Annotated in this window: 12 protein-coding genes; 8 read left to right on the forward strand and 4 right to left on the reverse strand. The window is 72.2% G+C overall.

Features of this window, described 5'->3' with window-relative positions; genetic code table 11:
* The first annotated feature begins 105 nt into the window (after nucleotides 1–105).
* From AC4OXY_RS43565 to AC4OXY_RS43595, 7 genes are all read left to right on the forward strand, one after another.
* Nucleotides 106–1,128: a 3-oxoacyl-ACP synthase III family protein gene (locus AC4OXY_RS43565; RefSeq protein ID WP_491992483.1), complete on the forward strand. Its 1,023-nt coding sequence runs from the start codon at nucleotides 106–108 to the stop codon at nucleotides 1,126–1,128.
* Nucleotides 1,122–2,084 (forward strand): alpha/beta fold hydrolase, encoded by a 963-nt coding sequence (locus AC4OXY_RS43570; RefSeq protein WP_356036758.1) that lies wholly within the window; start codon nucleotides 1,122–1,124, stop codon nucleotides 2,082–2,084. Before AC4OXY_RS43565 ends, AC4OXY_RS43570 begins: the two co-directional genes overlap by 7 nt.
* On the forward strand, nucleotides 2,081–3,667 hold the full coding sequence (locus AC4OXY_RS43575; RefSeq protein WP_491992484.1) for an AMP-binding protein: 1,587 nt from the start codon (nucleotides 2,081–2,083) through the stop codon (nucleotides 3,665–3,667). Before AC4OXY_RS43570 ends, AC4OXY_RS43575 begins: the two co-directional genes overlap by 4 nt.
* The gene (locus AC4OXY_RS43580; RefSeq protein ID WP_491992485.1) at nucleotides 3,664–4,710 is read left to right on the forward strand and encodes an NAD-dependent epimerase/dehydratase family protein; all 1,047 of its coding nucleotides are present in this window, start codon (nucleotides 3,664–3,666) and stop codon (nucleotides 4,708–4,710) included. The genes AC4OXY_RS43575 and AC4OXY_RS43580 overlap by 4 nt, the downstream gene beginning before the upstream one ends.
* Nucleotides 4,674–4,934 carry an acyl carrier protein gene (locus tag AC4OXY_RS43585; RefSeq protein ID WP_362822445.1) on the forward strand — a complete coding sequence of 87 codons (261 nt, stop codon included), beginning with the start codon at nucleotides 4,674–4,676 and terminating at the stop codon, nucleotides 4,932–4,934. The genes AC4OXY_RS43580 and AC4OXY_RS43585 overlap by 37 nt, the downstream gene beginning before the upstream one ends.
* Nucleotides 4,931–6,157 carry a beta-ketoacyl-[acyl-carrier-protein] synthase family protein gene (locus AC4OXY_RS43590; protein WP_491992486.1) on the forward strand — a complete coding sequence of 409 codons (1,227 nt, stop codon included), beginning with the start codon at nucleotides 4,931–4,933 and terminating at the stop codon, nucleotides 6,155–6,157. The genes AC4OXY_RS43585 and AC4OXY_RS43590 overlap by 4 nt, the downstream gene beginning before the upstream one ends.
* A 76-nt stretch (nucleotides 6,158–6,233) precedes the next feature.
* Nucleotides 6,234–6,413 (forward strand): hypothetical protein, encoded by a 180-nt coding sequence (locus AC4OXY_RS43595; protein WP_491992487.1) that lies wholly within the window; start codon nucleotides 6,234–6,236, stop codon nucleotides 6,411–6,413.
* Nucleotides 6,414–6,561: 148 nt separating this feature from the next.
* On the opposite strand, the gene AC4OXY_RS43600 is transcribed toward AC4OXY_RS43595, so the two are convergent.
* Both AC4OXY_RS43600 and AC4OXY_RS43605 read right to left on the reverse strand, forming a co-directional pair.
* Nucleotides 6,562–7,791: a polysaccharide deacetylase family protein gene (locus tag AC4OXY_RS43600; protein ID WP_376291665.1), complete on the reverse strand. Its 1,230-nt coding sequence runs from the start codon at nucleotides 7,789–7,791 to the stop codon at nucleotides 6,562–6,564.
* A 156-nt stretch (nucleotides 7,792–7,947) separates the two neighbouring features.
* Complete coding sequence (locus AC4OXY_RS43605) at nucleotides 7,948–8,769, reverse strand: SDR family oxidoreductase (protein WP_491992488.1); 822 nt, start codon at nucleotides 8,767–8,769, stop codon at nucleotides 7,948–7,950.
* An 83-nt stretch (nucleotides 8,770–8,852) separates the two neighbouring features.
* Between AC4OXY_RS43605 and AC4OXY_RS43610 the strand changes: the two genes are divergently transcribed.
* The gene (locus AC4OXY_RS43610; RefSeq protein ID WP_356036781.1) at nucleotides 8,853–9,461 is read left to right on the forward strand and encodes a TetR/AcrR family transcriptional regulator; all 609 of its coding nucleotides are present in this window, start codon (nucleotides 8,853–8,855) and stop codon (nucleotides 9,459–9,461) included.
* A gap of 33 nt (nucleotides 9,462–9,494) precedes the next feature.
* On the opposite strand, the gene AC4OXY_RS43615 is transcribed toward AC4OXY_RS43610, so the two are convergent.
* Together AC4OXY_RS43615 and AC4OXY_RS43620 are read right to left on the reverse strand one after the other, a co-directional pair.
* Entirely contained in the window at nucleotides 9,495–10,376 is an 882-nt protein-coding gene (locus tag AC4OXY_RS43615; protein ID WP_491992489.1) for a DMT family transporter, read from the reverse strand.
* A 240-nt stretch (nucleotides 10,377–10,616) separates the two neighbouring features.
* Nucleotides 10,617–12,368, reverse strand: coding sequence for a carbohydrate binding domain-containing protein (locus AC4OXY_RS43620; RefSeq protein WP_491992490.1), 1,752 nt, complete (start codon nucleotides 12,366–12,368; stop codon nucleotides 10,617–10,619).
* Between the last annotated feature and the right edge of the window lie 155 nt (nucleotides 12,369–12,523).

A 12,523-nucleotide genomic window follows, 5' to 3' on the forward strand; every position in this document is an offset into this window, starting at 1 on the left:
CATCACGGAGGCGAAAGCCAATGCGGACCACTCGTTGGGGTGGAGAACCTCTCACCAGGTGCTTTGCGGGTCCGCCGCCGTGCGCTGCGCCGCTACGGTGGCGCGGTGCCCGAAGCCCGCCGTGCCCGCATCACTGCCGTCGCCGCTCACCTGCCGTCCCACTACCGGACCATGGACGAAGTCCGCGCCAAAATCGCCGAGACGGGCGGCTACGCCCCGCCCCCGGGCCTGCTGGAGGATCTCACCGGGGTACGCGGCGTCCATGTCCGGGAGGACGGCGAGAACGCCTCCGACCTTGCCGTGGCCGCCGCACGCACGGCACTCGACGAGGCCGGCCTGAAGATCGACGACGTGGACCTGCTGCTGTTCGCCGCGACGGCGCACGACCTGATCGAGCCCGCCACCTCTCACCTCGTGGCCGCGAAACTCGGTGCGTCCTGCCCGGTGTTCGACGTCAAGAACGCCTGCAACAGCGTCCTCAACGCCATGGAGGTGGCCGCGGCCTTCATCGCGGCAGGCCACCGCCGCACCGTGCTCATCGCCTGCGGGGAGGTCGGTTCCCTGGTCACGCGGTGGCACGCCCCCGACCGCCAGGCTCTGCTTCGGGCACTGCCGGGCTACACCGCGTCGGACGCCGGCGCCGCGATGGTCCTCACCGCCGGACCCGCGGGCGACGACGATCCCGGAGTACTGGCGATGCGCTTCGTCAGCAACTCCGCCGCCTGGCAGTCGTGCACCGTGGCCGGCGGGGGAACGATGCACAGCCGGTCGGTGCACGACGACCACACCACACTGCGTCTGAACGGAGACCTCCGCCAGGGCGCGCTCGACGTTCTCCCGGAGATCCTGACCGTCGCAGGCAGCGAACTCGACACGGCACGCGCCGGCGCCTTCATCGCCTTCCACCAGATCGCCATGCCGCAGTACCGGGAGGTGATCCAGCTGTTCTCCCTGCCTGAGCACAGATGCATGCCCGCCGTGCTCGAACACGGCAACGCCGCTGCGGCCTCCCTGCCACTGCAACTGGTCAAGGCCCGGGAAGCCGACCGTGTCGAGAGCGGGGACATCGTGACGATGCTCGGCCTGGCCAGCGGCTTCAGCTTCGGCCTGGCGCTGCTCCGATGGTGAGCGGCACGGCCGGCCGCGCCCCGGAACCCGCTCTCGCCCCGCCGACGCGAGAGGCCGTGATCGACCGGTTGATGCCGGGCTATCCACCGCCCCGTCACTGGCGGCGGGTCCCGTCCACCGGACAGCACTATCTGGACCTCGGCAGCGGTGATCCGGTGCTGTTCCTGCACGGCAACCCGTCATGGAGCTACGCCTGGCGCAAACTGGTCGGCCGTCTCTCGCCGCACGCCCGGTGCGTGGTACCGGACCTGCCCGGTTTCGGGATGTCCCGTCATCTCAGGCCGCCCGCCGGATGCCCGGACCCCTACCAGGCCCAACTCGACCACCTGGACACCCTCCACCGCCACCTGGCACAGGACCGAGAACTGCCCGAGCGGGGCTGGACGCTGGTCCTGCACGACTGGGGCGGCCCGCTCGGCATCGCCTGGGCCCTGCGGCACCCAGGCGTCGTGACCCGCCTGGTCGTCTGCAACACCGTCGCCTTCCCCTGGCCCGCCGGCTTTCAGCTCCCCTTCTATCTGCGCTGGATCCGCGACCATGCGCTGGTGTCCGGTTTCGTCCACCTCACCAACGCCTTCGCCCGCACCGCCGTTCACGCCGGGGTCCACCATCGGCTGCCCGCGGCCGAGCGCCGCGCCTTCCTGCGGCCGTATGCCCGCAGCGGCGAGCGCCGGGCCGTCGTCGACGCCATCCGCGCCATCCCGCGCGACAGCACCGACCCGGCCTGGCAACTGCTCGAACCCCCGAACCCCGACGCCGGCCTGGGCGCGGTGCCCATGCTCATCGGCTGGGGCATGCGCGACCCCGTGTTCACACCCCTCGTCCTGGAGGAATGGGCTCGCCGCTACCCGCACGCCGCCATCCACCGCTTCCCCGACGCCGGTCACTTCGTGATGGAGGACGCCGCCGGCGAACTCGGCGACCACATCCGCGACTTCTTGCGAGGGACCCCGTGACCGCCACCGCCCTGAACGTCACCGCACGCCTGTCACGCCTGGCCGAACAGCCCGAGGCCACCGCGCTCATCAGCTGCCGTAAGCAGACCGACCGCACCGTCCACCGAGGCGAACTGCTACGAGGCTGCCACGCCACCGCCCAGGCCCTGCGCGAGGCCGGGGTCCTCCCCGGCCACAAGGCCGTGGTCATGACACGCGACGCCTACGACCTCACAGCCGTGACCTACGCCCTGTGCTCCCTCGGCGCCGTCCCCGTCCTGATCGAGCCGCGCGCCGAAGTGGGCCGCTGCCTCAAGGAGATCGCCCCGGACGTCCTCATCGGCGAGCCTCTCGCCCACCTGGGACGCCGAGCACGGGGATGGGGCCGCCCCCATGTGCGGATCGCCCTGGTCACGGGCCGAACACCGCTCGCCCCGGGGCGTCGGCTGACGACTCAAGCGCCCGACGGCAGCGGGCCGTTGCCACGACTGGCGGAGCCCAGCGGCGACGACCTGGCCATGATCGCCTTCACCTCCGGCTCCACCGGCCGCCCCAGAGGAGCGGAATACCGCTACACCACCCTGACCGGGCAGCTCGACGCGCTGACCGGGCTGCTCACCCCCCGGGCCGACGACGTCCTCCTCGCGGGTTTCCTGCCGGTGGCCATGCTCGGCCCGCTCCTGGACCTGACCACCGTCGCCCCTGCCGTCAACCATCTGGCCCCGGCCCGCACACCGCCGAGGGAACTCGTCGAGCCGATCCTGAGGCACTCCGTCACCAAGATCCTCGCCTCGCCCGCCGTTCTCACCCTGATCGCCGCCCACTGCGCCCGCCACGGCATCACCCTGCCCTCGGTACGGCAGATCCTGTCCTTCGGCGCCCCGCTGCGCACCCGTCTCGCCGATGCGCTGCGCAAGGCCGTCCCGGACGACGCCGAACTCCTCAGCGTCTACGGCGCCACCGAGTGCCTGCCCGTCTCCGCGATCACCGACCACGACCTGCGGACCGCGCGCCCGCGGCCGCCCGCCGGGCAGGCCGGCACCTGCCTGGGCCGGCCGCTGCCCGGCCTCCACGCCCGGATCCTGGACGCCGACGCCACCGGACTCGGTGAGATCTCCGTCTGCGGCCCCACCGTCAGCCCCGCCTACCACGCACAGCCCGAGGCCGACGCCGCCACCAAGATCGAGACCGACCGTGGTGTGCTGCACCGCACCGGAGACCTCGGGCGGCTCGACGACCAGGGCCGGCTGTGGTTCCTCGGCCGCCGGGCGCACCTGGTCACCACCTCCGGCTCCTCGTTGACCACCGAAGACGTCGAGATCGTGACCGACACCGCCCCGGGCGTCTCGCGCACCGCCCTGGTCGGCGTCGGCCCGGCGGGGAGCCAACTGCCCGTCCTGTGCGTGGAAGTCCAGCCCTCCGCCGACCGTGCCACGGCGCTGGCCGCGGTACGCGCCGCCCTGACGGGCCACCCGGCAGCACACCGCATCGGCGCCCTGCTGCCGCACCCGGGCTTTCCCACCGACCCCCGGCACAACTCCAAGATCGACCGGCCGCGGCTGGCCGCCTGGGCCGCCAAGCGCCTGCGCGGGAGGCCGCGGTGAAAGTACTGGTCACCGGAGCAAGCGGCTTCCTGGGACGGGAGATCTGCCGGCAGCTGACAGCACGGGGCATCGCCACGTCCTCCCTGTGCCGCCGCCCCAGCACCCCGCTGGAACACCTGGGAGTCCAGCAGCACCTGGGTGATCTCACCGACGCGGGCGCGGTCTCCCGTGCCGTCGCCGGCTGCGACGCCGTCATCCACAATGCCGCACTGGCCGGGGTCAGCGGCCCGCCGGCGCCCTACTGGGCCACCAACGTCGGCGGTACCCGCCACGTGATCGAGCAGTGCCGCGCCCATCAGGTGCGCACCCTCGTGTACACCTCGACCGCCAGCGTCGTCTTCCGCCCCGGCGGTCTGGAGGGTGTCGCCGAGGATCTTCCCTACCCGCGTCGGCACCTGGCCGCCTACCCGGCCGCGAAAGCCCGTGCCGAGGCCCTCGTGCTGGCCGCCCACAGTCCCGAGCTGGCCACCGTCTCGCTGCGTCCGCACATCATCTGGGGCCCGGGCGACCCCCACTTCGCCCCGGCCCTGGCGAGGGCCGTCCTGGCCGGCCGCCTGCTGATGCCCGGGCACGGAGGAAACCTCGTGGACACCACGCATCTGCGCACCGCCGCCCACGCCCATCTCCTTGCCCTGGACCGTCTCCAGCAGCCCCCGGCGGCCGGCGGCCGTGCCTACTTCATCGGCCAGGACGACCCGCGTCCCCTGCGCGAGATCGTCCACCACTTCTTGGCAGCCGCCGGCATCGACGCCCGCTGGTGCGCCGTCCCACCCCGCCTCGCAACGGCCGCGGCCGCCGTCAGCGACACCTGGCTGCGCGTCATCCGCAGCCCTCGCACCCACGCCCTGAGCCGCTTCCTGGTCACCGAACTCCTGCAGCCGCACCACTTCGACCTCACCGCAGCACGCCGCGAGCTGGGCTTCGACCCGCCGATCGGGTTCGAGACCGGCCTCGCAGAGCTGACCCGGACCACCCCGTCCGCGCCGGACGACAGCAAGGAAACCTCATGCCGGAAACGCACCAGCTCCTCTGCTCCATCCTGACCAGCACCTTCCGCATCCCAGAAGACGAGATCCAGCCCCAGGCCACGCTGGAGGAACTGGGCCTGGACTCCCTGGCCCTGGCGGATCTGTGGCTCGTCATCCACGAGAGGTTCGGGGTGACGGTCACCGGCGAGCACGCCGCCCGCAGCACGACCATCACCGAGATCGTCGATCGCCTGGACATCCTGCGCGCGGAAGACACCGGGGCGGCGGCGTCCTCATGACAGCGCCCGTCGCCATCACCGGACTCGGCCTGCTCACCCCGGGCGGAGAGCACACCGATGCCACCTGGAACGCCGTGTGCCGCGGCGTGGGCACCGCGGCTCGCGATCCGGCGCTCGCCGGCCTGCCTGTCGACTTCTCCTGCCGCGTCCCCCTCACCCGGGACGCTCTGGACCAGCGCGTCGGACGCACGGCCTGGCGCATGTCGCGCAACGCGAAGCTGGCTGTGCTCGCCGCCCGCGAGGCGGTGCACGACGCCGGCCTCGATCCCGCGACATGGAACGGCGACCGGGTCGCCGTCGTCGTCGGCTGCGGGCTGGGTGCAGACGCAGTACGTGAAGAGCAGGGCAAGCGGCTGGACGAACGGGGACCCGACATGGTCTCCGCGCTCACCATCCCCCAGCTCGTCCCGAACATGGCGGCCGCAGAGGTGTCCATCGACCTCCACGCGCACGGCCCCAGTCTCGCCCCGGCCACCGCCTGCGCCTCCGGCGCCACCGCCATCGCGCTGGCCCGCGACCTGCTCGCATCCGGCCAGTGCGACGTCGCGGTGGCCGGGGCCACGGAAGCCGCCATCACCCCGCTCACCACCACGGCGTTCTGGCGTGCAGGCACCCTGTCCCGGCGCGCCGACGCGGTCACCGCTGCCTCCCGGCCCTTCGCCGCCGACCGCGACGGCTTCGTCTTCGGGGAAGGCGCCGGCGTCCTCGTCCTCGAACGGACCGAGGACGCCACCGCGCGCGGCGCCCACGTCCGCGCCCGGCTCGTGGGCTGCGGCAGCACCTCGGACGCCCACCACCCCACCGCGCCCGTCCCGGGCACCCCAGGCGCGGAGGCGGCCCTGCGCACCGCTCTGACCGATGCGGGGCTGGCCCCGCACGACGTCGACCACGTCAACGCCCACGGCACCTCCACACCACTGAACGACGCCGGTGAAGCGGCCATGATCGCCCGCGTACTGCCGCACCGCCCCAGCGTCACCGCCCCCAAAGGCGTGCTCGGCCACGGCTGCGGCGCGGCAGGCGCCGTCGAGGCGGTCCTGACCGTGCTCGCCATCCAGCACCGCACAGTGCCGCCGATCGCCAATCTCCAGGCCCCGGCGCCCGAATTCGACATCGACTGCGTCACCGGACAACCACGTCAGCAGGACATCCGCGTCGCCGTCAGCAATTCCTTCGGCTTCGGCGGCCACAACGTCGTCCTCGCCCTGGCCACATCGTCCTGACGACACCGCGGCCCATCTGCACCCGGCCCGCCGAGACGAACTGCCCTGGAACGCCACATGCCTTGAAGGACCCACCATGAAAAGGCCTCCGCGTGAACCCGCCGCGTCCCGTACGGGCGCGTCCGTCCCATGGAGGCTGAGCGAGGCGGTGACGGGTCTCCTCGTCCGCACCGTGGTGCTGGCGTACGAGGCATGGCTGCATGTCCTCTCCCGCGACAAGACCGGACGCCGTACCGTGAGGCGCCCGCGGACATGAACGTCCGGGTCGTGGCGTGTCGGGGGTCGGGCCCGTCGGTGTGCGTCGCCGGCGGCGGATCTCCATCGACAAGCAGAGCCTCACGCCGTACCACGCGCTGGTGGAGACCGCCGAGGCGGTACGGTGACACGCCGGAGCGCCTCGCTGGTCACGCCGCCTCGCTGTAGTGGCTTGTGGGGCGCAGGAACGTCGACCAGCCGCCCGCCGGCCTCTCGCCGACCTGGAGGCTGCGCAGTTTCGTGAGCGTCTCGGGCTCCTGGGCGTCGAGCCAGTCGACGAACTGCCGGAACGAGACCAGGCGGACGTCCTCGCGGCCGGCGATCTGCTTGAGCGCCTCCTCGGCCGCGTCCATGTAGATGCCGCCGTTCCACTGCTCGAAGTGGTTGCCGATGAACAGCGGCGCCCGGTTGGTCGCGTACGCGCGCTCGAACCCGGCCACGTACGCCTGTGTCGCCTGGGCGCGCCAGAAGGGGTAGTTGTACGACGGTGCCCGCGTCGTGTTCAGGGACTGGTTCGCCAGCATGTTGTAGTCCATGGAGAGCACCTCGAACCTGTGGCCCGGGAAGGGGATGCTCTGCAGCGGCAGGTCCCAGACGCCGCCGCGCCTCCTCGGCCAGCGCTGGAGCCCGCCGGGGGAGGAGGCGTCGTAGCGCCAGCCCAGCTCCTGGGCGACCGGCAGCAGGTTGGCCTGTCCGAGCAGGCACGGGGTGCGCCCGCCGATCAGTTCCTTGTCGTAGTCGAAGGGGAGCGGTGGTTCGCTGTCCCACCCGGTGTGTGTGCGCCAGGAGGTGACGAAGGCGCGGGCCTGGTCGATCTCGGAACGCCACTGCGCCGGGGTCCAGCCGGCCACCGAGCCGGGGCCGGCGCAGAAGTGGCCGTTGAAGTGCGTGCCGATCTCATGGCCGTCGAGCCAGGCCTGACGCACGTAGGTCAGGGTCTCCTTGAGGTGATGGTCGGTGAGGTAGCCGATGTCCGAGGCGCCGACGGGGTTGTTCGGCGGCCGGTACAGCCGCTTCTTGTCCTCCGGCAGCAGATAGAGGCCGGAGAGGAAGAAGGTCATGTGTGCGCCGTGGTCCTGGGCGAGCCGCAGGAAGCGCGGGAACAGGCCGGTGCCCAACTCGCCGGCGCCGTCCCAGGAGAACACCACGAACTGCGGCGGGGTCCGGCCGGGTTCGAGGGGAGTGGGCGGGGGCGGCTGGTGGGGCTGCGGTCCGGTGTACGACGTCGAGCCGTCCCCGAGCAGCCGTGGCGCCGCCTCCGGCCCCTCGTGGCCGTCGTTGCGGTCCTGACCTCCGCATCCGGTCATCGAGGCGGCGGCCACACCGACACCGGCACCGAGCCCGAGCCGTGCCAGGCCCCGGCGGCTGATTCCACTCATCGCCCATCCCAACCCGCGCCCTTCCGCGACGCGTTGTGCGCCCCCTCGGTCAAGAATCCGAACACCTCGCACCATAGAACTGATAAACCGACAAATAGTTCATTTGGGTCGGTGTGGCGCGCAAAAGGGAGGCCATCGCCTCGGTGTGCCGGTCCGTCAGCGGAACGCCGCCGCATTGCGTGCCGCCCAGGCCGCGAAGGGTGTCGCCGGGCGGCCGAGCAGGCGGGCCACGTCGCCGGTGGGTGTCCGCTCCTGCGGGGTGGGCGTGCCGAGGATGGCGAGTGTGCCGTCGGCCACCGCGGGCGGCATGAACGCGAGCATCTGCGTGCGGGCCTCCTCGGGGCTCTGTTCCGTGAAGGTCACCGGCTCTCCCAGTGCCTCGGCGAGGGCGGCCGCGCGCTGTCGCGGTGTGAGGGGTTCCGGGCCGGTCAGGGTGTAGGTCTCGCCGGTGTGTCCGTCCTCGCGCAACGCGACCGCCGCCACCGCCGCGACATCGGCCGGGTCGACGAACGGCAGCGCCACGTCGGCGAAGGGCGCGGCGGCCGTACGGTGGCGGCGGACCGGTTCCGCCCAGGCGAGCGCGTTGGAGGCGAGGCCGCCCGAGCGCAGGACGGTGAAGGGCAGTCCGGAGCCGGCGACCGCGGTCTCGAAGGCCGCCGCCTGCGGGTATGCCCCGGGCCGGGTGCCCACGCCCTGTGAGGACAGCAGTACCGCCTTCGTCACCCCGGCTGCCGCGGCCGTGCGCAGGAGGCCTTCCGGGTTCTCGCCCGCCACCAGCAGGAACAGGGACTTCGCGCCGTCCAGGGCAGGCGCGAGACTCTCCGGCTTCCCGAGGTCGGCGGACACGGCCCGGACTCCCGGCGGGACGGCATCGCCACCGATGTGCCGTGCGACGGCCGTCACCGTCTCCCCGGCCTCGGTCAGTTCGGCGACCAGTGCTCGGCCCACGTTCCCCGTGGCGCCCGTGACGACGATCATGGTCTGTTCCCCCTGAGTTAGTTAGTTGACTGACTAAGTCGAGACATTAGCCGGATCCCGGCTCGCTGTCTATCCTCAGTCAGGTGACTGACTCGGATTCCGCCACCCGGGAGAAGGCCGCGCGGCCGGACCGGGGCGGCAAGCGTGAGCGCCTGGTGCGGGCGGCCGTCCAGGTCTTCCACGAGCAGGGCGTGGAGAAGACCACGCTCGGCGACATCGCCCGCGCGGCCGAGGTGCCGCTCGGCAATGTCTACTACTACTTCAAGACCAAGGACCTGCTGGTCGAGGCCGCGGTGGACGCCCACTGCGCCCAACTCGACGCCCTGACAGGGCAGTTGGGTGCCCTCCCGGACCCGGCCGCCCGGCTGAAGGCGCTCGTCGCCGGCTGGGTCGACCAGCGCGAGACCGCCGCCCGCTTCGGCTGCCCCTTCGGCACCCTCGCCACCGAACTGGACAAGCGCGACGACGGACTGGACCTCGCCGCCGCCAAGGTCATGCGCGCCCTGCTCGACTGGGTGGAGTCCCAGTTCGCCCAGCTCGGCCGCGCCGACGCCGCCGCGCTCGCCGTCGAACTCGTCGCGGCCTACCAGGGCATGTCCGTCCTCACCAACACCCTGCGCGATCCCGGCCTGATGGCGGCCCAGGGGGAGCGTCTGCAGTCCTGGATCGACGGGATCGCCGCGGGGCGGTAGCGGCCGAGCGTGATCAGCCCCGGGGAACCGGTGTCACGCCGCCGTCTGCCGTTGCTCCGCGGCCACCGGCACCGTGGTGATGTTCTGGACGGCACGGCTGAGGACCACCACGCCCGCGACGATCAGCAGGGCGCCGCAGGCTTCCGGCACGAGCCACCAGCCCAGGCGGATCCGCTCGTCGAACAGGGTCATGCCGAGCGTCAGGCTCACCATCGCGTCACCGATGGTGAGCGCCGGCTGCGCGGCGACCAGGGGGCCGGCCTGGAGCGCGTTCTCCAGCAGGATCACGGAGGCGACCCCGGCGAGCGCGAAGCCGTACGTCTGCCAGGCGCGCAGGAAGGCCGCGAAGCCGTGGTCGGCGAAGGTGCCGCTGGCCGACTTCAGCAGCGCGGCGGTCAGGGCGTTGCCGGTCGCGGAGGCGGCCGCGAACAGCGCGGCGCGCCGGGCCGGCGCGTGGCCCCGGCCGGCCAGCAGCACGGCCGCAGCCATTCCGCCGACGCACACGGACAGGGCCGGGATCCAGCGGGTGAGCGGCGCGTGGTCCGTGGCCCCGTGCGGGGCGGCCGCGATCAGCAGGACCGCGAGGCCCGCCACACAGCCGCCCACGCCCCACCAGCCCGAGCGCGGCATCCGCTTGTGCATCAGCGGGGCGGCGACCAGCAGCGCGAACGGCAGTTCCAGGATGAACAGCGGCTGGACCAGTGCGAGCGGGCCGTTGACCAGGGCGAGGCTCTGGAACAGCGCGGCGCAGACCACCCCGGCCATGCCGATCATCCAGAAGGGCTGCCGCGCCAGCTCCGCGAGCAGACGGATCCCGCTCCTGCGGGACGTGGACGCCGCCTTGCGCTGGAAGGCGGTGCCCACGGCGTTGCTCGCCGCTCCCGCGACGGCGAACGCCGCGGCCAGTACGATCACGGCCGTCTCCTGCCTGCCGGGCACCTCCCGGTCCCGGAGGAGCCTCGGATCTCTTCAGCCTACGGAAGGCACGGCCCGTGTGCCGGGTCGGCCGTGGGACAGGATCACCGACCGGCCGCCGCCGACCACGTGGCAGCTGCCGTGGACGAAGGAGGCGCGGTCGGGGGCCGACGGCGTTGACGCGGACGCGGCCCCGCCCGGTGAGTGCCCGGCGGGGCCGCGTGGAGGGGGCGCGGTGGATCAGGCGACGCTCAGGTCGTCGGCGTACACCGCGCCCTGGCCGTACCAGCCGTGCACGTACACCGTGACCGTGCCCGAGGAGCCGGTGGTGAACGGGACGGTCAGTTTCGACCACGACGAGGGCGAGGCCCAGGTGCTGGCCGTGGCGCCTCCGCTGACGCCGAGGTAGGCGTACGGGCCCTGGACCCAGCCGCTCAGCGTGTAGGAGGTGTCGGGCTTCAGGGTGAGGGTCTGCGCGCACTGGCCGGTCTGCGAGGCCGAGGGTGCGGTCTTCAGGGCGTGGGAGCCGCCGTGCACGGGCGAGGCGACCACGGTCGCGCCGCTGTCACAGGTCCAGGGGGCGAGCGAGCCGGTCTCGAAGTCGGCGTTGGCGAGCGCGGTCGTGCCGCCGCCGGAGCCGTTCACGGTCAGGGTGAGGGAGGAGCTGTGCGAGACCGAGCCGGCCGTGCCGGTGACCGTCAGGGTGTAGGTGCCCGGTGCCGTCGAGGAGCTGGTCCGCACACTGAGGGTGGAGGTGCCGCCCGCGGTGACGGAGGCCGGGCTGAGGGAGGCGGTCACTCCGCTCGGCGCGCCGCTCACGGCCAGGTTCACGCTCTGGGCGCTGCCCGAGGTCACCGACGTCTTCACGGTCGCCGTCGTCGAGCCGCCGGGGTCGACCGACGCGGTGGTGGGGGAGAGGGAGACGCTGAAGTCGTTGGCCGGCGGGGTCGTCGTACCGCCGGTGAAGGGCGCGAAGGTGTGGCTGAAGTACCAGGTGTCCTGGGCGATGCCGGAGCAGCTGTCGGAGCCTCCGGTGCCGGGGCAGCCGCCGTTGTCGCGCTGGAGGGCCCAGAAGGAGAGGGTGTTGATGCCCTTGGCGACCGCCCAGTCGTAGACACTCGTCGCGTCGGCGGTGGTGAAGGTCTCGGCCGCGCCGTAGTCGTCGATGCCCGGCATCTCGGTGACGCCGATCGAGTTCCACAGCTGACTGTCCGACATGTTCGGGTACAGCGAGGCGAGTTGGTCGTGCAGTCCGCTCGCCGCCGTCTGGGTGTCGGTCGCCATGTGGTGGGCGGCGCCGTCGTAGTAGTCGAACGTCATGATGTTGACGACGTCGATCCTGGCGCCCGCGTTCTTCGCGCTGCGCAGCACGGCGAGCCCGCTGTCGGCGAGTCCGCTCGTGGTGGTCGGCAGGGTGTACGAGAACTGCACCGAGCGCCCGTTGGCGGCGGCCCAGTCCTGGACCTTCTTGATGGCCTGGTTGCGGCGGTCGATGCCGGCGGTGTTCGTCAGCGAGTTGTCCTCGACGTCCATGTCGAGCCGGGACACGTCGTAGGTCGTGATGATCTTCTCGTAGGCCGCGGCGACGGAGTCCACGTTCGTACAGCTGTCGGCGATCTCGGTGCCGCCGTTGTCGGCCGCGTAGCCGCCGAGCGAGGGGATCACGTCGCCGCCGCGCGAGCGGATGGTGGCGAAGTCGGAGCCGAAGACGGAGGCGTCGACCGGGGTGCCGGCGGCGCCGTTCCAGTACGGCGTGCAGGAGCCCTTTGTGTCGGCTTGGAGGAACGCCATGGTCAGGTACTTGGCGCCGGATGCCTGCGCGAGCGCGGCGGGGCTGTCGCCGTTGTAGGCCTCGAAGTAGGGTGCGAAGACGTGGGTGGGCAGCGGGGTCGCCGCCTGGGCCGTGCCGGTGGCCCCCAGGGCCAGCCCCGCGGAGGCGGCCAGGGTGGCCACGCCGTCGAGCAGGGCGCGTACGGATCTCGGACGTGTCATCGGGTACTCCCGGATAGCGAACGACAGTCGATCGAACGACGGGCGGTCGAACGGGTCGAGCAGCCCGGCCGGGCTATTGGTCTAGGCCATGATTGGTCTGGACCAAAACTTCGGTCAAGGGCTGGGGGTCGCCTTTTGCACGTTCATGAGGGAGT

It is taken from the genome of Streptomyces sp. HUAS MG56, from assembly GCF_058673395.1.